This is a genomic window from Vibrio sp. (assembly GCF_048266485.1).
Lineage (GTDB): Bacteria > Pseudomonadota > Gammaproteobacteria > Enterobacterales > Vibrionaceae > Vibrio.
Genome location: NZ_JBLWZK010000004.1, coordinates 112,692 through 136,538, shown reverse-complemented (window position 1 = coordinate 136,538; position 23,847 = coordinate 112,692). Strand labels below are relative to the sequence as shown.

Below are 23,847 nucleotides of genomic sequence, written 5' to 3'. Positions count from 1 at the left end.
GATTAACGAACCAAACGCATTTCTCGTTCAGCTTCTGTTAATGAAGCTAAGAATGAATCACGCTCAAACACACGGCTCATGTAGATTTTTAATTCTTTTGAACCTGGGCCTGATAGCTCAATGCCAAATGTCGGTAAACGCCATAATAATGGTGCTAAGTAGCAGTCGATTAAACTAAATTCTTCACTCATAAAGTGCTCATATTCAGCAAAAACAGGGGCTAAAGTTAACAAGTCATTACGTAGTTTAGTACGAGCTGCATCCGCTTCTTCCGGTGTACCTGAAACAATTTTCTCTGCTTGTGAATACCAGTTACGTTCGATACGGTACATCATCAAACGACTATTACCACGAGCAACAGGATAAACCGGCATTAAAGGTGGGTGAGGGAAGCGTTCATCAAGGTATTCCATGATGATATTTGAGTTATATAATGCAAGTTCACGATCGACTAAAGTCGGAACTGACTTGTAAGGGTTTAATTCAATAAGTTCAGTTGGTAAGTTATCTTCTTCAACTAACTCAACTTCAACACTAACCCCTTTTTCGGCTAGAACAATACGAACCTGATGGCTATACATATCTGAAGCACTTGAAAATAGAGTCATCACAGAACGTTTATTGGCAGCTACAGCCATTGAGAAGCCCTCCAGCACACTTAAAAATAAAAAAGAATGGAGGCTCAATGCCCCCATTACATAAAAATTAGCAAGGAATTTTAGCACAAATATTTACATTCAGGCTAATTTTTATTCCTAAGCCTTATTGATTATAGCTTAACAAGCCTCTGCTATTAGTGAACATCACGCCAATATTCTTTCTTCAGTAAGACCACTACGATAGTAAAGATTACTAAGAAAGCCATTACCCACCAACCTAGTGCATGGCGTTCAAGCTTCACAGGATCGCCAGAATACTCAAGGAAGTTAACCAAATCACGGACAGTGTTGTCATACTCTTCCGTGGTTAACTCACCCATTGTGACGATTTTAGTTCCCATAACGACTTGATGTTCTTCACCATCAACGATCGTGGTTTCAAATACAGGCTCTGGGATCCCTTGTAAGCCTTCCAGTACATGTGGCATACCAACATTAGGGAAAGTTGTATTATTCACCCCAAATGGACGAGATGGATCTGCGTAAAAACTGCGTAAATATGTATACAACCAATCAACACCACGTACTCGAGCGACTAAAGTTAAATCTGGTGGCGGAGTACCAAACCATTTACCAGCGTCTTCCTCAGGAATAGCATTGGTCATCAAGTCACCGATTTTCGCATTAGGATCAAATACTAGATTTTCCATCATTAAATCATCAGGAATACCTAAATCCGTCGCGACACGTTGATAACGTTGATATTGCGTTGAATGACATCCTGCGCAATAACTCATAAAGGTTTGAGCACCACGTTGTAAAGATGCTTTGTCCGTTAAGTCATTATTAGCACTGTCTAAATGTACATTTCCACCTGCAGCCATTACCGAGAATGGCAACATAATAGTCAAAAGTCCTACAATCCACTTTTTCATTTGAATGTTACCCTCTCTGGCAATGGTTTCGTCGCTTCATTTTTACTATAAAAATACAGTAGAACGAAGAACATGAAATATCCTAGGCTAAAGATCTGTGATAACAAAGTATACAGAGGTGTTGCTGGTAAAGTACCTAAAATACCCAAGCCAATGAAACACACCACAAACTGGATAATATTTAATAAATGCCACTTGCTGCGGTAGCGGTATGAACGTACTTTACAACGGTCAAACCAAGGCAGTAAGAATAGGAATAAAATCGATGCCCCCATTGCCGCCACACCAATTAATTTATCAGGAACCGCACGTAAAATTGCGTAAAATGGTGTGAAATACCATACTGGTGCAATATGCTCAGGTGTTTTTAGCGGGTTAGCAGCTTCAAAGTTAGGCGGCTCAAGGAAATATCCTCCCATTTCAGGGTTAAAGAACAGCACATAGCTAAAGAAAAACAAGAAACCAGCCACACCCACTAAGTCTTTAACCGTACCATAAGGATGGAAAGGGACCGAGTCGATAATATTGTATTTTTTCGTAAACTGCTTATGGAATTTAAACTGAGTCTTATGTTCGCCGTTATCATCTGACGCTTTAGGAATCTTAGTATCAATACCATCTGGATTGTTTGAACCTACTTCGTGCAAGGCTAGTACGTGTAAAACAACCAATAGCAATAATACAATCGGTAATGCAATCACGTGCAGTGCAAAGAAACGGTTTAAGGTCGCGCCAGAGATAACATAGTCACCACGAATCCATAGCGTTAAATCATCACCAATAACCGGAATCGCACCAAATAGAGAAATAATTACCTGAGCCCCCCAGTAAGACATTTGTCCCCAAGGTAGCAAGTAACCCATAAAAGCTTCGGCCATCAATACTAAGAAGATCAACATACCGAAGATCCACAATAATTCACGTGGCTTTTGATACGAACCGTAGATAAGGCCACGGAACATGTGCAAGTACACCACAACAAAGAACGCAGAAGCACCGGTTGAGTGCATATAACGAAGCAACCAACCATATTGCACATCTCGCATGATGTATTCAACCGAGGCAAAAGCACCATCGCCAGAAGGAACATAATTCATGGTTAGCCAAATGCCAGTAAGGATCTGGTTAACCAATACCAACATTGCTAAAGAACCAAAAAGGTACCAAAAGTTGAAGTTCTTAGGCATTGGATATTCGGACAAGTGCTTTTTATAAGCATCCATCACAGGTAGACGTTTTTCTACCCAATCAAGTAAGGCTTGCATCAGGCTCCCTCCTCACGACTTTCGCCAATGATAATCCGTGTATCACTCAAATAACCATGCTCTGGAACCACTAGATTTAACGGTGCCGGTACCCCTTGGAATACACGCCCCGCCAAATCAAATTTTGACCCATGACATGGACAGAAAAAGCCTGATTTCACACCTTGAACTTGCTCACTAAAAGTGTCTGGTAAATAAGTCGGTGAACAACCAAGGTGAGTACAAATACCAACCGCAACAAAGTATTCAGGCTTTATTGAACGATATTTATTTTGAGCATAACTAGGTTGTTGCTCTTGATCTGATGAAGGATCACGAAGCTTATCATCCAATGCCTCTAGCTGCTCTAAAGTACTTTGAGAACGACGTACAACCCAAACCGGTTTACCTCGCCATTCAACACGAACCAACTGACCTTCTTCTATTTTACTTATATCGACTTCAACTGGAGCACCAGCCGCTTTTGCTCTTTCACTTGGATTCCAAGATTTAATAAAAGGCACAGCGACAGCCACAGCCCCTATTCCACCTACAACCGCAGTGGTGGCAGTCAAAAAGCGCCGACGGCCATTATTGATAGGCGCATTGCTCATCCAAACATCTCCCAATCTGTATTAAATACAAAAGAGTAACCCAATCCTTAGATCTTGCGACCTTTGTACTCTTAACGTGCATTTTCATTTTTTTAAAATCGATTTAGCTAACATCGACATTAATATGCTTATTATCATGCACATGTTTATAAAAATTCTTTTAAATGATAAAGAAACCGCTACATAGAGACAAGATAAAGCTACCTTTTAATAACATCTGTAACCCATATTTGTTTAGGACTTCACAAAAGCACCCAAAAACCCCAAATACAAGAAGATGAAGAATAACCAGAAAGCCTAAAAGGTCCGAAATCAATAGGATATTGCAAGATAATCAAGCCTAAATGACACATTATGTAACATTTAGATTTTAAGGAGAATTCAAAAAAAACAGGCGGAATTAAAAGAAAGCATTGACTAAAGAAACAAAAAAGCCCAGCCGAAGCTGAGCTTTTGTAACCACACACCAGAAAACTGGTGACGTTGATTTTGCAATACAGAGAAAACTCTGTAGAGAAAACTAACGCTTAGAGAATTGTGGTTTACGACGTGCTTTACGTAGACCAACTTTCTTACGTTCAACGCAACGAGCGTCACGCGTAACATAGCCAGCTGCGCGTAGAGCAGGACGTAGAGTTTCATCGTATTCCATAAGAGCGCGTGTGATACCGTGACGGATCGCACCAGCTTGACCAGAAATACCACCACCTTTAACAGTAATGTATAGGTCAAGTTTCTCTACCATTTCAACAAGTTCAAGAGGTTGTTTAACAACCATACGTGAAGTTGGACGACCGAAGTAGGTGTCTAGGTCACGTTTGTTGATTACGATGTTGCCGCTGCCTGGTTTGATGAAAACACGAGCAGCTGAGCTTTTGCGACGGCCAGTGCCGTAGTATTGATTCTCTGCCATTTCGATAATCCTCGATTAGATGTCTAGTACTTGTGGTTGTTGAGCAACATGGTTGTGCTCAGCGCCAGCGTAAACTTTTAGCTTACGGTACATAGCACGGCCAAGAGGACCACGTGGTAGCATACCTTTAACAGCTAGTTCAATAACCATTTCTGGCTTCTTATCAATCAGTTTTTCGAAAGAGATTGATTTTAGGCCACCAGGGAACTCAGAGTGACGGTAATAAATTTTACCTTTCGCTTTGTTACCTGTAACAGCTACTTTCTCTGCGTTTACAACGATGATGTAATCACCAGTGTCAACGTGAGGAGTGTACTCAGCTTTATGTTTGCCACGTAGGCGAGATGCAATTTCACTTGCTAGACGGCCAAGAGTTTTACCTTCAGCGTCTACAACATACCAGTCGCGTTTTACAGTTTCTGGTTTAGCAACGAAAGTTTTCATGCTAACAATACCCGTTTAATTTAAATTCATAGTTTAAGGAACAAGCAACCGCTTATTACCCTTAGGATAAGAAGCTCTAAAAGCTTATTCCCACTGTCTAAGAGTCCCATTCATCACCCCTTCGAGCCGTTGGTACTCTCGGCTTCGTTCATAGAACTTAACCTGCAGTAACGGTGGGTCGCAGGATTATAGAGAAGAGTGAGGGAAAAATCATCTATTTTTACCAAAAAACTGAGATTAATGATAAAAACCGATGAATCACTAGTTAATTCTATATTTTAGTATAGAAATCTAGCCAGCCCTTACTCACAACACAATATTAAGCCAAGTGTTCATTGGCTAAGTAATCAAGGCTCTGCATCTCAATCAAACGTGATTGGCAACGTTGGAATTCAAATTCAAGCTGCCCTTCACTATATAAAGACTCGAGTGCCACTTCCGCTGAAATAATTAACGTCACATTGCGCTCATAAAACTCATCTACTAAAGCAATAAACCGACGTGCCGCGTCATCTCTATTGCGTCCCATTTGCTTCACTTCAGAAAGTAATACTGTGTGGTACAAACGTGATATTTCAATATAATCAGACTGGCTGCGCGAGCTTTCACAAAGCTGTGAAAAGCTGGCAGACAACACGCCATCACATGCGCCTTTAACCTCAATATTACGATTATTAATCTCGACAGATTTAGTGTCTCGACATTCATCGCGGCTAAGTTGCAAATAATAGTGCTCTAAATTGGCCTGCGCTTTTTCGTCTAATGGGAAGTGATAAATTTCAGCTTGTTCAAGAGTTCGCATTCGGTAATCAATACCGCTATCAATATTCACTTCGATACATTGCTGTTCAATCAGCTTAATGGCCGGTAGAAAGCGGGCACGTTGTAAGCCATTTCGATACAGATCTTTAGGCGGAATATTTGATGTCGCCACCAGCACAATGCCACGTTCAAATAACGCTTCAAATAAAGTACCCAAAATCATTGCATCGGTAATATCGGAAACAAAAAATTCATCAAAACAAATGATATCCGCTTGTTGCTTAAACCTATCTGCAACTATCTGCAAAGGATCGCTGACATCTTTTAAACTTGAAAGCTCAGAATGTACCTTTTGCATGAAGCGATGAAAGTGCATGCGGCTCTTTTTTTCGTAAGGCAACGCATCAAAAAACAAATCCATAAGATAAGTTTTACCACGACCTACCCCACCCCAAAAATACAGACCTTTAGGCATGGTCACTTGAGCCTTCCGACCTAACAGTTTTGAAAATAAACGCAGTTTTTCTGGTGGAGTTGATACATACTCAAGAAATTGGTGATAAAGTTGATCCAGTTTCTCAACGGCATATTGTTGCGCAGGGTCATGTTGAAACCCAGAGTGTTCAATGTCGTTCTGATACTTTTGCTTAGGTGTCATCATTCAATATCATCCATGAATACGAAATAAAGTGGAATGTTGAGAAAAAATGGCCCATCTACGTTAGATGTTTTTAAGGGCAGTTTTTGCTTTATAGAGCAAGAATCTCATAGTACCATGTATCTCATAGTACCATGTATTGCAAACATGTATAACATGTCGTAATAAACATGTTAAAAATCAATAGTAAGGAGCTTGTATGGCTTTTCTTTATGCTGCAGTAGGTTTGGTTATCGGTATCATTATCGGCATTATCGTGGCCCGTTTAATGACGCCAGAGTACAAGAAACACAAACAACTACAAAAAGAACTAGAAACGGCTAAATTTGAACTAGAGCAGCATCGCCAAGATCTTTCTGATCATTTTTCAAATGCCGCTGAAATGCTTGACACTCTTGGTAAGAATTATACTAAGCTTTATCAACACATGGCTCAGACTTCTACCGATCTATTGCCAAATATTCCCAAACAAGATAATCCATTTATCACTCAAACCACTGAAGAGCCATCGGAAGCACCTAGTAAGCCTGAAGAGACACCGGAAATTCAACCTAAAGATTACGCTAATGGTTCAACTGGTTTATTAAAAGAGCAACCAAAAACTTATGTTGATTCTCCAACGTTGAATAAAGCGTCATAAATCGCTCTCATTAAACGATTCATTTTGGGAACTTTGTAAAGGTTTTTAGTTCTAATATCCTTGATATTGATTTTGTTCAATAAAGGAGTATTAGAATGAAAAAACCTTTACTTGTTTTGAGCGCTATCTCATTAAGCCTCAGCGCTATCCTTACCCCTGCTTTAGCATCAGCAAGCCTTCCTTCAGTCAATGGCCAACAAACACCTAGTCTAGCGCCTATGCTAGAACAAGTAACACCTGCAGTTGTTTCAGTGTTAGTTGAAGGTAAAAAAAATGCCATAAATCAATCTATCCCTGAGCAATTTCACTTTTTCTTTGGCCCTGACTTTCCTTCACAATCTCTACCTGAGAGACAATTTAGAGGATTAGGCTCAGGGGTTATTATTGATGCTAAAAATGGCTACATCGTCACTAACTACCATGTCATCAATGATGCCGATAAGATTCTCGTGTCCCTGTCAGATGGAAGAGAAGTGAAAGCTACGTTGATTGGTGGCGATAAGTTATCCGATATTGCGATCATCAAACTCGACAAAAAAATATCCGACCTCGTGCAAATCAAAATGTCCGACTCAGATCAATTACGTGTCGGTGATTTTGCTGTGGCGATTGGCAACCCATTTGGGCTGGGACAAACTGTGACTTCTGGCATTATTTCTGCGCTAGGACGTAGTGGACTCAACATTGAAAACTTTGAAAACTTTATTCAAACCGATGCGGCTATTAATACCGGTAACTCGGGTGGTGCTTTGGTGAACCTCAACGGGGAACTTGTCGGAATCAATACTGCAATCCTTGGACCAAGTGGCGGTAACGTGGGTATTGGTTTTGCTATTCCCTCCAACATGGTAAAAAACCTAACCGAGCAAATTATTGAATTCGGCGGCGTAAAACGAGGTATCTTAGGGATTCAAGGTGGAGAAATTACCCCTGACCTTGCCGAAGCCATGGGTTATAACAGTAGTAAAGGTGCATTTGTCAGCCAAGTGCTGCCAGAGAGCGCAGCCGAGAAAGCGGACCTACAAGCAGGTGATGTGATCACTTCCATAAATGATAAAAACATTGATACTTTCGGAGAGCTTAGAGCAAAAATTGCCACTATAGGAGCAGGCAAAACCGTCAAAATTGGATTAATTCGTGATGGTAAAGCGTTATCTAAAACGGTGACCCTTGGCGAAGCCGAACAAATTCAAGCCAGTGCTAGTGATATTCACCCAGGGTTAGAAGGGGCGAAATTCAGCAATACCGACAGTAGTGATAGTATTTCAGGAATTAAAATTACCGATATTGCCAAAGGTTCTCCAGCCGAAGCCTATCAACTACAACAAGGCGATATTATCATTGGTGTTAATCGAACTCGCGTGAAAAACCTAGCGCAAATGAAAAAAGTGCTCGATCAAAAAACCAATATTCTGGCTTTAAATATCCAACGAGGTAATCGAACCATTTATCTTGTGGTGAAATAGAACTTTCCTAAACAATACCATCCAAATATAAAGCCGAACCGAAAGAGAAGTTTATAATCACTTGGCTATAACAATAAACTTCTCTTTTCTTTGCTTTCCATCCAGTGCTATTCTTTGCCGAATCATCTCTTTTCTAATTCTGCCTATTTGAGGAAAAAATGCTTAAATTTTTGCTTCGACCTATTCTTATCGGGCTAGCAACAGCAGCGGTCATTCTTATTGCCGCTCCTTCATTACGTCAGGGTTTAGTTCCTATCGAAACCAAATCTAAAGCTGAAAACATCGAGGATATTCAGGTTTCGTTTAGCCATGCTGTACATCGTGCAGGACCTGCAGTAGCGAATATTTACAGTCGAAAATATGTTGAAGGCGATCGGTTAAAGCTTAAAACTCAAGGGCTTGGTTCTGGGGTTATCGTCTCAGATAAAGGCTACATCATTACCAACTACCACGTCGTCGCACAAGCCGATCAAATCGTAGTCGCATTGCAAGATGGCCGAGTATCGAGCGCCCAATTAGTGGGATCAGATAAACGAACCGATATCGCAGTACTCAAAGTTGAAATGACTAATCTACCGGTTATTCCACAAAATTCGCACAATAAGACCAAAGTTGGCGATATTGTTTTAGCCATCGGTAACCCTTACAACCTAGGTCAAACCACCACATTTGGTATTATTTCTGCTATTGGCCGATCCTCTGTTAGCTCCGATGGCCGCCAAGCACTCATCCAAACAGATGCGGCTATTAATAAAGGTAACTCGGGGGGCGCATTAGTAAACACTCGTGGTGAGCTTATCGGGATTAATACCGCTTCATTTCAACAAGCGACCGATCTCGAAACTTATGGAATATCCTTCGCTATTCCCTACCCTTTGGCTTATAAAATCATGACCAAAATTATTGCTGATGGTCGGGTGATCCGCGGCTACATAGGGATTGATGGTCAAGACATGAACGCGGTGGCCGCACGCCTACTCGGCATTGATCATGTTAGTGGTATTATTGTACTAAGCATTGCCGAAGGTGGGCCAGCAGACAAAGCCGGCCTAAAAGAAAAAGATGTGATTGTCGCTATTGATGACAATAAAGTACTCAACAGCCAAAGCGTCATGGAAATGATCACCGAATTGAGACCTGGTACTACGGTTGATTTTGATGTACTACGCGATGGTAAAACCATCACACTACCTGTGACTATCGAAGAAGATCCTAGGGATTAAGTCGTTCAAGTCCTTATTAACTTTATAGATTAAATGGAAGCCTAACATGACATGGATATTGTTTACTTTGATGGCTGCCTTTATGCAGTCTTGGCGCAATGCATTTCAAAGTAAACTATCCACAGAAGTCAAAACGCTAGGGGTAACCTTAGCGCGATTTTTATGGGCTAGCCCAATTGCTGCGCTGTATCTCTTTGCCCTTTATCAAGCCAATCCTATTTCTTTACCCGAGCTCAATACACGCCTTATTTCCTTTGTCATTGCCGCCGCTTTAATGCAGATCCTCGCCACCGCGCTAATGGTACAATTATTTAAACTCAATAATTACGCAATTGGTGCTGGTCTTGCCAAAAGCGAAGCGTTAACCGCCGCAATTTTAGGCATGCTGTTTTTTGGCACTCAATTATCACTACTCGGTTGGATGGGCGTTTGCTTAGGCGGTGTTGGAGTATTTCTGTTAAGTACAACCTCTGGTATTCGAGGGATTTCCCTCTCAACCGTACTACTCGGTTTATGCTGCGGCAGTGCATTTGCTTTAACTTCGTTATGGATACGCGAAGCGAGTTTATCCCTTAACTTACCCTTTCCTTATAACGCCGCTTGGGTGTTGTGGTTAGTGATCAGCATACAAACACTTATCTTATTGGCTTATATTTTTATAACCGATAAATCTACCCTACAAGCTTTATGGCAGCGTCCCAAACTTACCTTTCTTGCTAGTGCCACCAGTTGTTTGGGATCGATTGGTTGGTTTAGTGCGATGTCACTAGAAACAGTACCGTATGTTAAAACACTAGGACAAGTTGAAATCTTTTTTACCATGATGATTTCAGTACTTTGGCTTAAGCAGAAAGTCAAAGTTAAGGATGGTTTAGGTTTGGTTCTGGTGGCGATTGCCGCAGTTTTAGTGATGTGGACATAGCTGAGTTGCGAAGTTGCGAAGTTGCGAAGTTGCGAAGTTGCGAAGTTGCGAAGTTGCGAAGTTGCGAAGTTGCGAAGTTGCGAGCAATTATAAAGCCACTAAACAACTTGTCTAGCGGCTTTAATTCTTTTAATAACAAAGACAGAATTTATTCTTCTTCGTTACTTGTCGAACTATTGGCTTCCACTTCAATACGAGTCACACGTTGCAAGCCTCTTGGTAGTTTACCACCACGACGACCACGCTCGCCTCGGAAGTTATCCAAATCAATCGGTTTCAAGCCCAGCTTACGTTTTCCTGCATATAAAGTTACAGTCACACCATAAGGGATGGCAATCAGTTGCGAGATCACTTCTTCACGCGCTTTGGCTTTTGCTGAAGGAATATTGATGATCTTATTGCCTTTACCTTTGCTTAGCTGAGGTAGATCTTTGATCGGGAATAACAGCATTCTGCCATCATTGGTGATCACTAAAATCTCATCTTTCTCGATATCTGAAACTCGGCTAGGCGGTAGTACTTCTGAGTTTTCTGGAAGATTTAACAACGCCTTACCGCTACGGTTTTTCGATAATAGATCCGCACCTTTACATACAAAGCCATAACCAGCATCAGAGGCAATTAGCCATAATTGATCTTCTTCGCCCATCAAGACTTGGCGAATTTGACTACCTTCGGCAATCCCTAAACGACCTGTGATCGGTTCACCTTGACTACGTGCTGAAGGAAGCGAATGCGACTCTAATGAGTAACTACGGCCATCGGAACCTAAGAACACCGCTGGCTGGTTGCTCTTACCATGCGCTGAAGCGAGATAACTATCACCTGATTTATAGTTCAGTGTCGAAGCATCAACATCATGGCCTTTGGCATGACGGATCCAACCTTTTTCAGATAGTACAACCGTAATCGGCTCACTTGGAATTAAATCACGTTCAGTTAAGGCTTTCGCTTCTGAACGTTCAACGAGTGGAGAGCGACGATCATCACCATATTTTTCCGCATCCGATTGGATTTCTTTCTTGATCAAGGTATTTAAACGACGATCAGAGCTCAGCAGTTGCTCTAGTTTTTGACGCTCTTTTTCTAACTCATCTTGCTCACCACGCAGCTTCATTTCTTCAAGCTTAGCTAAGTTACGCAAACGAGTATCTAAAATCGCATTGGCTTGAATTTCCGTGATCCCAAAGCGTGCCATTAACACTTCTTTTGGTTCATCTTCAGTACGGATAATTTCAATCACTTCATCAAGGTTTAGATAAGCAACCAATAAACCTTCTAAAATATGTAGACGATCGAGCACTTTATCTAAGCGATGTTGCAAACGGCGGCGCACTGTTGTTTTACGGAATTCAATCCACTCAAGCAGAATTTGAACTAAACCTTTCACTTCAGGCCGATTATCTAAACCAATCATGTTTAAGTTAACACGGTAGTTTTTCTCAAGATCGGTGGAAGCAAATAAATGGTTCATCAATTGATCACAATCGACACGGTTTGAACGCGGTACAATCACAATACGAGTTGGGTTTTCATGATCCGATTCATCACGTAGATCATCAACCATCGGCAGCTTTTTAGCACGCATCTGGTTGGCAATTTGCTCAAGCAGTTTTGCGCCAGACACTTGGTGTGGCAATGCGGTAATAACGACGTCAGAACCTTCTTTGTGCCATACCGCGCGCATCTTAATGCTGCCACGGCCATTGCGATAAATTTTTTCTATATCAGCCGGTGCCGAGATAATTTCCGCTTCCGTTGGGTAGTCTGGGCCTTTAACATGCTCCATCACTTCGCCCAAGTCAGCTTTCGGATTATCAATCAAATGTACCGCTGCGCCAGCAATTTCACGCACATTGTGTGGCGGAATATCGGTCGCCATACCAACTGCAATCCCGGTAATACCATTCAGTAAAATGTGTGGCAAACGCGCCGGCAGCATTTTTGGCTCTTTCATGGTGCCATCAAAGTTTGGCGTCCATTCTACTGTGCCTTGGCCTAGCTCACCGAGCAATACTTCAGCAAACTTAGAGAGTTTGGCTTCCGTATAACGCATCGCAGCGAAAGACTTAGGATCATCCGGCGCACCCCAGTTACCTTGACCATCAACCAGTGGGTAGCGGTAAGAGAACGGCTGAGCCATCAGTACCATGGCTTCATAACAGGCTGAATCACCATGTGGGTGGTATTTACCTAATACATCACCGACAGTACGAGCGGATTTTTTATATTTTGCTGCAGCGGATAAACCAAGCTCAGACATCGCATAAATAATACGACGCTGTACAGGCTTGAGACCATCCCCGACATACGGTAAGGCACGGTCCATAATTACGTACATTGAATAGTTTAGATACGCATCTTCAGTAAATTTGCGCAGGGCTAACTGTTCAACGCCATCAAATGTCATTTCAGAACTCATTGATTAACCTTAATTCTTTTCTATAAAGGGCTTATAGCTCTACGTCTGCTTGATCACCGTAGGCTTGTAGCCAATTACGACGGTCTTCCGCTCGCTTTTTACCAAGTAGCATGTCCATCATTTCCATGGTTTGTTCATTGTCATCTACGGTTAATTGCACTAAGCGACGAGTGTTTGGATCCATGGTCGTTTCGCGAAGCTGCAATGGGTTCATCTCACCCAAACCTTTAAATCGCTGCACGTTAATTTTGGCTTTCTTGTTGCTTAATCGCTCTAAAATGCCATCTTTTTCAGCTTCATCTAAGGCATAGAAGACTTCTTTACCACAGTCGATACGGAACAAAGGAGGCATGGCAACATACACATGGCCAGCACGAACCAACGATTCAAAATGACGCATAAATAGCGCACAAAGCAGGGTCGCAATATGCAAACCATCTGAGTCCGCATCGGCAAGAATACAAATTTTTCCGTAGCGTAAACCATCAAGACTATCAGTATCTGGGTCGATACCTAATGCAACCGAGATATTATGAACTTCATCAGAGGCAAGAACTTGGTCTGAAGACACTTCCCAAGTATTTAAAATTTTACCACGCAGCGGCATGATGGCTTGGAATTCACGATCGCGAGCTTGCTTGGCTGAGCCGCCCGCCGAGTCCCCTTCCACTAAGAAAAGTTCGGTACGGTTTAAATCTTGCACCGAACAATCGGTCAATTTACCCGGCAATGCTGGACCAGAAGCCACTTTCTTACGCACCACTTTTTTACTGGCACGCATACGACGATGGGCGTTGGCAATACAAGATTCTGCAAGTAGTTCAGCAATTTGTGGTTTTTCATTTAGCCATAAACTGAAAGCATCTTTGACCACGCCAGAAACAAAAGCGGCCGATTGACGAGAAGATAAACGCTCTTTGGTTTGACCGGCAAATTGAGGATCTTGCATTTTGATCGACAGTACATAAGCACAGCGGTCAAAAATATCATCACCGGTTAATTTCACACCACGTGGCAGCAGGTTGCGGAATTCACAGAACTCACGCATTGCATCCAGTAAGCCTTGGCGTAAACCGTTAACGTGTGTACCACCTTGAGCAGTTGGGATCAGGTTAACGTAACTTTCTGTAATTAAATCGCCACCTTCTGGCAACCAAATAATCGCCCAATTCGCAGCTTCGGTTTGTGCAATAAACTCACCTGTAAAAGGTTCTTCAGGCAATACAGGGAAACTTTTAACCCCTTCAACTAGGTAATCTTTTAAGCCATCTTCATAAAGCCATTTGTGAGTTTTATCATTCACTTTATCGATAAACTCAATTTCAAGACCTGGGCATAACACGGCTTTTGCACGTAAATTATTAACTAAACGACTAACGGAAAAGTTGCCAGAATCAAAATAAGAAGCATCTGGCCAAAAATGAACACTAGTCCCAGTGTTACGACGACCACAAGTACCGGTGATTTCAAGTTCAGATACTTTATTACCGTTTTCAAATGCGATTTCATACACTTGAGCATCGCGTCTAATCGTTACTTCGACACGTTTGGATAAGGCATTCACAACCGAGATACCTACCCCATGCAAACCGCCAGAGAATTGGTAGTTTTTATTTGAGAACTTACCACCCGCATGCAATTTACAGAAAATCAGCTCCACCCCTGAGATTTTCTCTTCTGGGTGGATATCGACTGGCATACCTCGCCCATCATCGGCAACTTCTATTGATTGATCAGCATGGAGTATCACCTGCACTTTAGATGCATGACCAGCTAAGGCTTCATCGACACTGTTATCTATAACTTCTTGCGCCAGATGGTTTGGACGTACCGTATCGGTATACATCCCCGGACGACGGCGAACCGGCTCGAGCCCATTTAGGACCTCAATCGCACCAGCATTATATTGTTCAGTCATAATAAAAAGATATTCTCAAAAAAAGATGGTAGCCATTTTGGCATACAAATGATGTCACATAGTATTCATTGGAAATATACTCTGTATCCCCATATACAATGTCAAGTTAAGCCACAAAGACATAAAGGATTCTATAGTTATCCCCAGACAACCTCAAGATACGAGTTTCATACGATAACGGTAAACAGACTACAGTTGCAAAAACTCAATAATTTGTTGTGGGTAGCGTTCAAAATTCACAAAACTGTGATCACCGCCGACTTCAACGGTTGAGCGACTATGCTGATATTTTTCTACCGCTTGACGATAATCGAGCACTTCATCGCCTTTTTGTTGTAATAACCAGAAATCTTGTGGCGATCTAAGACTTGCCACTTCAAGTGCTTTAAGCTCTAAAATATGTTTCTGTTCTAATACGTAGTGTTGCTGAGTATAAGGATTGGTTTGTTGACCAAGGAAGTTAACCAATAACTCATAAGGACGAACTGCTGGATTAATCACCACGGCTCGACAACCATATTTATCATTAAGCCAAGTAGATAAATAGCCACCTAATGAGCTGCCAACTAAACCAATATTATATTCTCGTTGATGGTTACTCACAAAAGCATCAATGTAATCGGCGGCACGTTTCGGAAAATGAGGGAGCTGTGGGATTTCTAACTTAATATCAGGGCGATGTTGCTGACAGTATTGACGAATAACATTGGCTTTATGAGAACCGGGAGAGCTGTTAAAGCCATGTAAATACAGCAACATTGAAGGTTTGGACACGAGACACTCCTCAGTTATTGATTGAGGCGCTATTGTATACCCAAGTCATCTAGGTATAAACTCATGTACCGTTAAATAATATTAAGGGGATTAGTATCCTTGCGCCTCAAAGTTTGGTAAGAACTCCTCTCCCTCCAATCGATACACTTGAGTATCAAGCTGACCGTTAGCCTTCAAACTCAAAGAACGCCAACCTGGAGATACTTTATCAAGGGCAAAGTTATTCGATCGCGGCTTAAACTGAATGCAAGTCGATGGACTCGTCAGCACCTCAACACCTTGATGAACTTGATGGAAATCTTGGTGAACATGACCACATAATACCGCTTTCACATTATTAAATGGCTCTAGCGTTTTCCAGAATTCATCACTGTTATGCAAGCAATGTTGATCGAGCCACTGGCTCCCCACCAATAATGGATGATGGTGCAATAACACTAAACTAAAACGGTCAGAGTGCTCAGATAGACAATCTGATAAATACTGCCGTTGTTGCTCAGTCAAAAATCCATGTGGACTGCCTTCAGCTTGACTATCTAATAAAATGACTTGCCAATACTTACCTACCAACAGATGTGTATCTTGTTGAATTTGGGTAGAAGGATAAACACTTCGCATGCTTGGTTGATAATCGTGATTGCCCGGTAACCAATAACAAGGCTTACTCAAAGGGGCAATGCCTTGCTCAAAGTTGGCATAAGAAGCATCAGTATGATCTTGCGATACATCCCCAGTCATAATCAAAGCGTCATAATCGAGTGCTTGTTTTTCAATATCAGCAACCACAGCAGAAAAGCTACTTAAGGTATTCACACCAAGTAACTCCCCTTTGTCATCCGCAAAAAGGTGGGTATCAGTAATTTGAACCAAGGTTATATCTTCACGATCTGGTTCAATCATATTGGGAGAATCTTTTTTCAAGGCTGCTAACTCAAATATACTATGGTTAAAATTAATTAGTTGGGGTGAGATTAATAAAATGATTGAAACTAATAAATAGGAGCACGGCTAATTCCGTACCTTAAACAAAAGCTTAACCACTCACCAAGAAATTGGTTTACTTGGAACTTTTCGTCTTTTTGCATCATTCTTTTATTAGGATAATCATAACGCGCTTCTACCCGAGAAATCTGCTCACTAGCACACACTTCCGCAACTCGAGCATCATGATATAAACGTACTTGCATGCGCGGCAATGGGAATACTGGACGAACATCACATTGACAAACATCGACTAAAGTCGTGTAACGCGTAATTTCTTTAATTTCTAATTGATAAGCCATTTGCGAAACTTGATACGAACGCGTATCCCCTACCGTAGGTTCAAACGGCAATAAAGAATTCATTTTGGCATAATTGGTTTCATATACTCGCATTAAACCCGCCAAATCAACATGATACGCTTTTTGCAACTTTTGCATTAATAACCTTAGAAACCTTTTTATTGAATATTTTTAGTCTTCAAAACATCGAGATAGTTCATCGACTATAGAGTCTTTACTCAGCCCAACGCTGTTTGAGCTTTTGATGATTTAACTCTAACCATAGTAGAGCAATAATAGTGGCACCATTTTCAATCACACCAGATTCGACCAGCTGATACGCTTGCTCACGACTCATTACGTGCACTTGAATATCTTCGTCTTCGTCATCCACTCCGTGAATACCAGACGCTAAACCAGCATCGACTTGACCAATGAACACATCTAAAGTTTCAGAGCAGCCGCCAGACGAAGGATAATAGTGGCTAATATGCTCCACTTCGCCGATTTCAATGCCCGCTTCTTCCTTGGCTTCACGCCGAACGACTTGATCGAGTGGCTCATCCTTATCATTGATGCCTGCGATAATTTCTAGCTGCCAAGGTGATGAATGCTCTAGTGCGCCAACTCGAATTTGCTCGATTAATACTACTTGGTCACGGGTAGAATCATAAGCCAATAAAGCGGCGGCATGGCCTCTCTCAAACATTTCACGAATCACCGGCAGACTCCAACCACCCGCGAATAAACGATGCTTAAAGGTGTATTTCACTACTTTAAAAAAACCATTAAATACAGTTTCTTTGCTCTCAATTTGAACGTCACTAGACTGAAAAAGCGACCGAAATGGTTTAAAGTTCATGGTGAAACTCCTTTTTATCGAATCAGAGATCTAATCACGATAATAATCAATCAACAAGCGTTGTTATAAATTTATTTGATAAACATTGAGTTTTTTTTAATTTTAACCTAACTTATTATCCAGTTGGATAGTAAATGATAAAATAGTGTAAAAGTTTGCATAACATTCTAGCTACTTAGGTTACAATCTAAGCCATGTTGTCTATTAATTTTATAAGCGGGAAAGAATCATGAAAAAACTGCTTCCACTTATCATTGGCCTGACTCTAGGTGGCGTTCACCTTGCACACGCTGATGATCTGGCAGAGATTTATAATCAAGCAAAAGAAAACGATCCTCAATTATTACGTTCAAAAGCTGACCGTGACGCCTCTTTTGAAGCGATCGAGTCAAGCCGTGGTGATCTTTTGCCTCAAATTAATTTGACCGCGGGTTACAATATCACTCGTAATATTAATACCCACACTGGTTCACACTCTGTTTCTAGCCCTACTTTAGGTTCACCATCAGAGCAAAATGCATTCACTGCCGGCGTGGAACTCTCTCAAGAATTATACAGTCGTGACAGCTGGGTAAATTTAGATATTGCTGAGCAAAATGCTCGCCAACAAGATTCAGCCTACGCCGCAGAACAACAAGCAATGATTTTGCGTGTTTCTCAAGCCTACTTTGAGGTACTGCAAGCACAAGATAACCTCACCTTTATCCAGGCTGAAAAAAAAGCAGTTGCTCGTCAACTTGAACAAACCAAACAACGTTTTGAAGTTGGTTTATCTGCGATTACCGATGTTCATGATGCTCAGGCTCAATACGACAGTGTTTTAGCCGATGAAATTCTAGCGAAAAATGATGTGACTAACAGCTATGAAGCACTACGTGAAATCACTGGCCAAGATCACAAAGATCTCAGCGTGTTAGATACCAAACGTTTTGCTGCTAATGTGCCGCAGACCAACCAAAACACTTTAGTTGATGAAGCACAACAAAAAAACCTTAATCTATTAACTGCTCGTATTGCGCAAGATATTGCTAAAAGCAACATTTCTTTAGCTCAATCAGGTTACACACCATCACTAACCCTTGATGGTGGGTATCAATATTCCGATATTGATGAACACAAAAATCACACAGCGGCAGGAAACTACACCAGTAACGACTACAACATTGGTATTAATTTAGTGGTTCCACTATACCAAGGTGGCTCAACCAGTGCCGATGTGAAAACCGCTCAATACCAATACGTATCAGCAAGCCAACAACTTGAAGCGACTTACCGTAACGTAGTGAAAAATGTTCGCGCTTACTACAACAACATTAACGCTTCAATTGGTTCAATCCGTGCTTATGAGCAATCTGTGGTTTCAGCTAAATCCGCTTTAGAAGCAACAGAAGCTGGCTATGAAGTGGGTACTCGTACCATTGTGGATGTGTTAGATGCAACACGTCGACTATATGATGCAAACCGTCAGCTTTCAGATGCTCGTTACGGCTATATACTAAGCGTACTTCAGCTAAAACAAGCAGTGGGTACATTAAGCGAACAAGATATCCTAGATATCAATGCCGGTCTTAAACGTCCATCATAATCTCTGATCTGACAACAATCAGAGTTTTTAATTCTCGCTTAAATAAAAACGCCACTTCAATTGAAGTGGCGTTTTTGTGTCTCTTTAGGTTAGTTATTCGAAACAGAAAGGATTAACCTTTTCCGCCTTTAATTGCATTAATGATCTCTGACGTTGAACAGCCATCTTCAAAGTTTAATACTTTCACTTCTCCACCAGCCGCAATCACTTCTTCACCACCAGCAATCTCTTCCGGCTTATAATCGCCGCCTTTGACAAGAATACTTGGTAGTACTTCTGAGATTAAGCGTTGTGGCGTCTCTTCACTAAACGGTACGACCCAATCAACCGCACCAAGTCCGGCTAACACTGCCATACGGCGATCAGTAGGATTCACTGGACGGCCAGGACCTTTAAGACATTTCACTGACGCATCAGTATTTACTGCCACGATAAGCTTATCACCAAGCTCTGCGGCATTATTTAAATAAGACACATGGCCAGCATGCAAAATATCAAAGCAGCCATTAGTCATCACCACTTTTTCACCACGGGCACGCGCACGTTTGACCGCTTCAATTAAAGCAGACTCACTGATCACGCCATAATCGGTATCTTTACTACCATGGATCGCTTCAGCTAATTCAATGGTTGATAATGTTGAAGTACCTAGTTTACCAACCACAACACCTGCTGCCGCATTCGCTAAGGCACAAGCTTCTTTCAAATCTTTTCCCGCCGCAACCGAAGCGGCTAATACTGAAATTACCGTATCGCCAGCCCCCGTTACATCAAACACTTCTTGCGCTTGAGTTGGTAGATGGAAAGGTTCTTCACCACGGCGTAGTAGCGTCATGCCATGCTCACTACGTGTCACCAATAACGCTTCGAAATCGAACTTTTCAATCAAAGCTAAACCTTTTTCTACTAGCTCTTGTTCGTTTTTGGTTTTACCTACTACTAATTCAAACTCTGATAAATTTGGCGTAAGTAGAGTGGCGCCACGATAACGTTCAAAGTCGGCACCTTTCGGGTCAATAAACACGGGAACATTGGCCGCTTTGGCTTGCTGAATCATGGTTTGCACATCGTCTAATGCGCCTTTGCCATAATCAGATAGGATCAATGATTTTACTTGAGGTAGGTATTGCGCCATACGCTCTAACATTGGCTTAGAATCAACATCTTCAAAGCTGTCTTCAAAATCTAAACGAATTAATTGCTGGCCACGGCTCATCACTCGTAGCTTAGTAATCGTCGGTAGATTCGGCACAGTGACAAAATCACAAGTGACATTAAGTGACGATAACTTTTGATTTAACACTTGAGCGGGTTCATCTTCACCGGTTAAACCGACTAATTTTGCATTGCCACCTAATGCCGCAATATTCATTGCAACGTTTGCTGCGCCACCCGGTCTTTCTTCATTATTTTCAATTTTAACTACCGGCACCGGTGCTTCAGGCGAAATACGACCTGTTGGGCCATACCAGTAACGATCTAGCATCACATCACCAATGATCAATACACCAGATTGGGCGTAATCAGGCAAAATAGGTTTCATACTGTTCTCCGCATGCTTAATGGTTATCTGCCATTAAGACAAAATTAACGTTGTTATGTCGATAATATCACAGGCTTATAAGCTTGTATTTAGTCGCTGCGATTAACAAACCAATGCTGCCAATGGTCAATCACACACTCTCTTTGTTCAATAAAAAGAGCATCATCAACATCGGCGTCTAAGTTTAGCAAGTTTCTACGGTGCGTCTCATTACGCAAGCAAGTATAAGCTTCCGTTAGTTGCTCGCGCCCTTGCTTACTCATGAGGCCTTGTTCGGCAGCTTTTTCCAAAATACGCACATTATCCGACCATTGAGTTAACGGTGAATGAGTGTGGCTATATTGCAACACCAAATATTGCACTAAAAACTCAATATCGGTAATGCCGCCTTTATCTTGTTTAAGCATAAAACGGCCCGGCTTCTTGGCACTTAAGTGTTCCCGCATTTTCTCTCGCATATTACTAACGTCTTGGCGGAGTTTTTCAGCATCTCGCACTTGAGTAAGTACCTTATGTCGAATGCGGCTAAAGCTTTCTGCTAATTGAGAATCGCCATAAATCACTCTAGCTCGCACGAGTGCTTGATGCTCCCACGTCCAAGCTTGTTGTAATTGATACTCCTCAAAAGTTTCTGTTGTACAAGCCAATAAACCGGAAACGCCAGATGGACGTAAGCGAGTATCCATTTCATAGAGAATTCCTGATGGAGTTCTTACAGAGAAAATATGTACAATGCGTTGTGCCAACCTCAGGTAAAATTGGCGACCATCAATTTCTTTTTGTCCTGTGGTATAGACGTTGGTTGGACAATCATGCAAAAACACCACATCAAGATCGGAATTATACCCTAGCTCCCAACCGCCTACTTTGCCATAACCGACCACCGCAAAGCCGCGGCCTTCTCTATCCGCTAAATGACTCGGCTCACCATATTTTTCCGTCAGTTGTAGCCATGCCTGTTGCACCACCGCATCCACAATCGCTTCTGCCAAATACGTTAAGTGATCACTCACTTTCATCACAGGCAGTACACCAGCAATATCGGCAGCCGCAATTCGCAAAATACAAATCTGCTTAAATTGGCGCAGCGCTTCCATTTGCTGCTCCATATCATCTTCTGGAATGCGCGCTAGAAAATCTCGCAACTCAGAACGATATTGATGCAATTCAATCGGGTTATACAATTGCTGAGGATCGATTAACTCATCGAGCAAAATTGGATAACGACCTAACTTTTCAGAAATCATCGGGCTTGCGGTACACAAACGTACTAGCTGCTTTAACGCTCCAGGATGTTCTTCTAGTAACTCTAGATAGGTGGTTCGAGTCACGATTCGATTAAGTAAATGTAATACTCTCGCCAAACCAAACTGAGCATCTTTATGAGCAAAAACCGCCTCGAAGACTTTAGGCATTAAACGAACAAGCACTTCACGCCCGCGTGGACCTAGTGTCTTTTTAGCTAAGTCTTGCTTAAAGGGCACGATCACTTCAGCTAAAGACGTCGCATGTTCCGAGCCAACATCTTGCTGCAAAATGGTTTCTAAGACATCCGCCTCGGTGGCCATATCCCACATTTCAACAAAATGCGGTGCAACCGAATCTTCGGACTCTTCTTCCTCACCAATTAAATCAACAAAAACCTGATGAACATTCTGCATGTGTTGAAAGGTAGTTTGAATTAATGAAGACCAATCAGGCATCGACATCGCAAAGGCTAAACGCTGCTGATCAAGCTCATCATCTGGCAAGGTTTGAGTTTGCTTATCACCTATCGCTTGCAATAAGTTTTCGAGGCGACGTAGAAATAGATAAGATTCACGCAAAGTTTGCACTTCATGTGACTCAAGCAGACCAAGATCATCAATCGCGGTTAAGGTTTCCAGCAAGCCTCGCCCTTGCAAACTCGGCTCTCGTCCACCACGAATTAATTGAAAAACTTGCACGATAAATTCAATTTCACGGATACCGCCTGCGCCCAGTTTGATGTTATTGCTCAAACCGCGGCGACGCACTTCAGCGCTGATCATAGACTTCATTCGGCGCAAAGATTGGATCGCACTAAAATCAATATAACGACGGAATACAAACGGCCTAAGCATCTGACGTAGCTCTTGGTATTGTGGATACATTTCGCATCCCATCACGCGAGCTTTTACCATCGCGTAACGTTCCCAATCACGGCCTTGCTCTTGATAATAATCTTCTAGTGCGGCATAACTCATCACCAAAGGGCCACTTTCGCCAAATGGACGTAACCGCATGTCGACTCGATAACAAAAGCCATCAAAGGTAGTTTGGTCGAGTGCTTTGATCACACGCTGACCTAGGCGAGTAAAGAACTGGGCATTATCTAAGCTTCGACGCTTACCTTGAGTCTCGCCATTTTCTGGATAGGTAAAAATCAAATCAATATCGGAAGAGAAGTTCAGCTCAGCACCACCGAGTTTTCCCATACCAATAATCAGCATAGGTTGGGCTTCTCCTTGCGCGTTGCACGGCGTTCCCCACTCTTCACAACATGCTTTATATTGCCATTGATAAGCTTCAACAATCATCGCCTCTGCCAACATCGACAAATGCTGCAAGCTCGTTTCCAGAGGCCACTGTTGCAAAAAGTCACGCCAAGCAATAACCACCATTTCTTGACGACGGAATAACCGCAACTGATGTAAAAACTCGATTTCATTGCCACATTGCGATAACCGTTGCTGCAACTCCTGACGATAATTCTCAGCACGTTTGTTTACTTTAAGTAGTTGAGGCAACTGTTCGAGTAACGTCTCATCACTCATCAGCGATTCAGTAATAAAATCGCTTAGACCTAAAACCGTTTCGAGTTGCTGCTTTTCGTCTTGTGACCAATCTTCTAAGCTATTTGAATGACGCTCAAGTAATGTAGTGAATGCAGAATCAGAAAGGGCTTGTAGCGCAGCAGGCAAACTCATAGAAACTCCTTGTTTCATTAATAGACCATTATATTGGTCGTGTATCTTGTGCATGATAAAGTGCAGATAGTTTGTTTATCCCCAAGTGACTAGAATATGTGCCCTAGTCACTT

20 protein-coding genes are annotated in these 23,847 nt (G+C 41.9%); 5 read left to right on the top strand and 15 right to left on the bottom strand.

All coding sequences use genetic code 11. From position 1 onward, the window contains the following. Positions 1–2: 2 nt before the first annotated feature. From sspA to zapE, 7 genes are all read right to left on the bottom strand, one after another. Complete coding sequence (gene sspA / locus ACN0T8_RS07785; protein ID WP_417880059.1) at positions 3–638, bottom strand: stringent starvation protein SspA; 636 nt, start codon at positions 636–638, stop codon at positions 3–5. 155 nt (positions 639–793) lie between these two features. Then, positions 794–1,534, bottom strand: coding sequence for a cytochrome c1 (locus ACN0T8_RS07780; protein ID WP_417880058.1), 741 nt, complete (start codon positions 1,532–1,534; stop codon positions 794–796). Further along, on the bottom strand, positions 1,531–2,799 hold the full coding sequence (locus ACN0T8_RS07775; RefSeq protein ID WP_417880057.1) for a cytochrome b: 1,269 nt from the start codon (positions 2,797–2,799) through the stop codon (positions 1,531–1,533). Before ACN0T8_RS07775 ends, ACN0T8_RS07780 begins: the two co-directional genes overlap by 4 nt. Beyond that, the gene (gene petA / locus ACN0T8_RS07770) at positions 2,799–3,392 is read right to left on the bottom strand and encodes a ubiquinol-cytochrome c reductase iron-sulfur subunit (protein WP_417880056.1); all 594 of its coding nucleotides are present in this window, start codon (positions 3,390–3,392) and stop codon (positions 2,799–2,801) included. Before petA ends, ACN0T8_RS07775 begins: the two co-directional genes overlap by 1 nt. Positions 3,393–3,912: 520 nt before the next feature. Beyond that, on the bottom strand, positions 3,913–4,305 hold the full coding sequence (rpsI, locus tag ACN0T8_RS07765; protein WP_027697786.1) for a 30S ribosomal protein S9: 393 nt from the start codon (positions 4,303–4,305) through the stop codon (positions 3,913–3,915). A gap of 15 nt (positions 4,306–4,320) precedes the next feature. Next, a complete protein-coding gene (gene rplM / locus ACN0T8_RS07760) occupies positions 4,321–4,749 on the bottom strand; it encodes a 50S ribosomal protein L13 (protein WP_017024950.1) in 429 nt (142 codons plus the stop codon). Positions 4,750–5,068: 319 nt separating this feature from the next. Continuing rightward, a complete protein-coding gene (zapE, locus tag ACN0T8_RS07755) occupies positions 5,069–6,169 on the bottom strand; it encodes a cell division protein ZapE (protein WP_417880137.1) in 1,101 nt (366 codons plus the stop codon). Positions 6,170–6,368: 199 nt separating this feature from the next. Here zapE and zapG point away from each other — a divergent pair, with 199 nt between their 5' ends. The 4 genes from zapG (at position 6,369) to ACN0T8_RS07735 (ending at position 10,420) form a co-directional block, all read left to right on the top strand. Next, the gene (zapG, locus tag ACN0T8_RS07750) at positions 6,369–6,809 is read left to right on the top strand and encodes a Z-ring associated protein ZapG (protein WP_417880055.1); all 441 of its coding nucleotides are present in this window, start codon (positions 6,369–6,371) and stop codon (positions 6,807–6,809) included. A 95-nt stretch (positions 6,810–6,904) separates the two neighbouring features. Continuing rightward, entirely contained in the window at positions 6,905–8,275 is a 1,371-nt protein-coding gene (locus tag ACN0T8_RS07745; protein WP_417880054.1) for a Do family serine endopeptidase, read from the top strand. A gap of 158 nt (positions 8,276–8,433) precedes the next feature. Then, positions 8,434–9,498 carry an outer membrane-stress sensor serine endopeptidase DegS gene (degS, locus tag ACN0T8_RS07740; protein WP_417880053.1) on the top strand — a complete coding sequence of 355 codons (1,065 nt, stop codon included), beginning with the start codon at positions 8,434–8,436 and terminating at the stop codon, positions 9,496–9,498. A gap of 46 nt (positions 9,499–9,544) precedes the next feature. Beyond that, on the top strand, positions 9,545–10,420 hold the full coding sequence (locus ACN0T8_RS07735; RefSeq protein ID WP_417880052.1) for an EamA family transporter: 876 nt from the start codon (positions 9,545–9,547) through the stop codon (positions 10,418–10,420). A 148-nt stretch (positions 10,421–10,568) separates the two neighbouring features. On the opposite strand, the gene parC is transcribed toward ACN0T8_RS07735, so the two are convergent. The 6 genes from parC to nudF all read right to left on the bottom strand — a co-directional run bounded on the left by parC (position 10,569) and on the right by nudF (position 17,658). Then, a complete protein-coding gene (parC, locus tag ACN0T8_RS07730; RefSeq protein WP_417880051.1) occupies positions 10,569–12,842 on the bottom strand; it encodes a DNA topoisomerase IV subunit A in 2,274 nt (757 codons plus the stop codon). Between the two features lie 31 nt (positions 12,843–12,873). Continuing rightward, positions 12,874–14,760 carry a DNA topoisomerase IV subunit B gene (gene parE, locus ACN0T8_RS07725; RefSeq protein ID WP_417880050.1) on the bottom strand — a complete coding sequence of 629 codons (1,887 nt, stop codon included), beginning with the start codon at positions 14,758–14,760 and terminating at the stop codon, positions 12,874–12,876. A gap of 189 nt (positions 14,761–14,949) precedes the next feature. After that, positions 14,950–15,519 carry an esterase YqiA gene (yqiA, locus tag ACN0T8_RS07720; RefSeq protein WP_417880136.1) on the bottom strand — a complete coding sequence of 190 codons (570 nt, stop codon included), beginning with the start codon at positions 15,517–15,519 and terminating at the stop codon, positions 14,950–14,952. A gap of 105 nt (positions 15,520–15,624) precedes the next feature. Continuing rightward, the gene (cpdA, locus tag ACN0T8_RS07715) at positions 15,625–16,434 is read right to left on the bottom strand and encodes a 3',5'-cyclic-AMP phosphodiesterase (protein WP_417880049.1); all 810 of its coding nucleotides are present in this window, start codon (positions 16,432–16,434) and stop codon (positions 15,625–15,627) included. Positions 16,435–16,523: 89 nt separating this feature from the next. Beyond that, entirely contained in the window at positions 16,524–16,955 is a 432-nt protein-coding gene (locus ACN0T8_RS07710; RefSeq protein WP_417880048.1) for a DUF1249 family protein, read from the bottom strand. Between the two features lie 76 nt (positions 16,956–17,031). Next, on the bottom strand, positions 17,032–17,658 hold the full coding sequence (gene nudF, locus ACN0T8_RS07705) for an ADP-ribose diphosphatase (protein ID WP_417880047.1): 627 nt from the start codon (positions 17,656–17,658) through the stop codon (positions 17,032–17,034). Between the two features lie 229 nt (positions 17,659–17,887). On the opposite strand from nudF, the gene tolC reads away from it, so the two are divergent. Beyond that, entirely contained in the window at positions 17,888–19,243 is a 1,356-nt protein-coding gene (gene tolC / locus ACN0T8_RS07700; RefSeq protein ID WP_417880046.1) for an outer membrane channel protein TolC, read from the top strand. A 112-nt stretch (positions 19,244–19,355) separates the two neighbouring features. Here tolC and hldE read toward each other — a convergent pair whose 3' ends face one another. Both hldE and glnE read right to left on the bottom strand, forming a co-directional pair. Beyond that, positions 19,356–20,786, bottom strand: coding sequence for a bifunctional D-glycero-beta-D-manno-heptose-7-phosphate kinase/D-glycero-beta-D-manno-heptose 1-phosphate adenylyltransferase HldE (hldE, locus tag ACN0T8_RS07695; protein WP_417880045.1), 1,431 nt, complete (start codon positions 20,784–20,786; stop codon positions 19,356–19,358). A gap of 89 nt (positions 20,787–20,875) precedes the next feature. Further along, on the bottom strand, positions 20,876–23,734 hold the full coding sequence (gene glnE, locus ACN0T8_RS07690; protein WP_417880044.1) for a bifunctional [glutamate--ammonia ligase]-adenylyl-L-tyrosine phosphorylase/[glutamate--ammonia-ligase] adenylyltransferase: 2,859 nt from the start codon (positions 23,732–23,734) through the stop codon (positions 20,876–20,878). Positions 23,735–23,847 lie beyond the last annotated feature (113 nt).

Coding starts and splice junctions, on each gene's coding strand:
- sspA (WP_417880059.1), bottom strand. CDS start 638: ATGGCTGTAGCTGCCAATAAACGTTCTGTGATGACTCTATTTTCAAGT.
- ACN0T8_RS07780 (WP_417880058.1), bottom strand. CDS start 1,534: ATGAAAAAGTGGATTGTAGGACTTTTGACTATTATGTTGCCATTCTCG.
- ACN0T8_RS07775 (WP_417880057.1), bottom strand. CDS start 2,799: ATGCAAGCCTTACTTGATTGGGTAGAAAAACGTCTACCTGTGATGGAT.
- petA (WP_417880056.1), bottom strand. CDS start 3,392: ATGAGCAATGCGCCTATCAATAATGGCCGTCGGCGCTTTTTGACTGCC.
- rpsI (WP_027697786.1), bottom strand. CDS start 4,305: ATGGCAGAGAATCAATACTACGGCACTGGCCGTCGCAAAAGCTCAGCT.
- rplM (WP_017024950.1), bottom strand. CDS start 4,749: ATGAAAACTTTCGTTGCTAAACCAGAAACTGTAAAACGCGACTGGTAT.
- zapE (WP_417880137.1), bottom strand. CDS start 6,169: ATGACACCTAAGCAAAAGTATCAGAACGACATTGAACACTCTGGGTTT.
- zapG (WP_417880055.1), top strand. CDS start 6,369: ATGGCTTTTCTTTATGCTGCAGTAGGTTTGGTTATCGGTATCATTATC.
- ACN0T8_RS07745 (WP_417880054.1), top strand. CDS start 6,905: ATGAAAAAACCTTTACTTGTTTTGAGCGCTATCTCATTAAGCCTCAGC.
- degS (WP_417880053.1), top strand. CDS start 8,434: ATGCTTAAATTTTTGCTTCGACCTATTCTTATCGGGCTAGCAACAGCA.
- ACN0T8_RS07735 (WP_417880052.1), top strand. CDS start 9,545: ATGACATGGATATTGTTTACTTTGATGGCTGCCTTTATGCAGTCTTGG.
- parC (WP_417880051.1), bottom strand. CDS start 12,842: ATGAGTTCTGAAATGACATTTGATGGCGTTGAACAGTTAGCCCTGCGC.
- parE (WP_417880050.1), bottom strand. CDS start 14,760: ATGACTGAACAATATAATGCTGGTGCGATTGAGGTCCTAAATGGGCTC.
- yqiA (WP_417880136.1), bottom strand. CDS start 15,519: ATGTTGCTGTATTTACATGGCTTTAACAGCTCTCCCGGTTCTCATAAA.
- cpdA (WP_417880049.1), bottom strand. CDS start 16,434: ATGATTGAACCAGATCGTGAAGATATAACCTTGGTTCAAATTACTGAT.
- ACN0T8_RS07710 (WP_417880048.1), bottom strand. CDS start 16,955: ATGCAAAAGTTGCAAAAAGCGTATCATGTTGATTTGGCGGGTTTAATG.
- nudF (WP_417880047.1), bottom strand. CDS start 17,658: ATGAACTTTAAACCATTTCGGTCGCTTTTTCAGTCTAGTGACGTTCAA.
- tolC (WP_417880046.1), top strand. CDS start 17,888: ATGAAAAAACTGCTTCCACTTATCATTGGCCTGACTCTAGGTGGCGTT.
- hldE (WP_417880045.1), bottom strand. CDS start 20,786: ATGAAACCTATTTTGCCTGATTACGCCCAATCTGGTGTATTGATCATT.
- glnE (WP_417880044.1), bottom strand. CDS start 23,734: ATGAGTTTGCCTGCTGCGCTACAAGCCCTTTCTGATTCTGCATTCACT.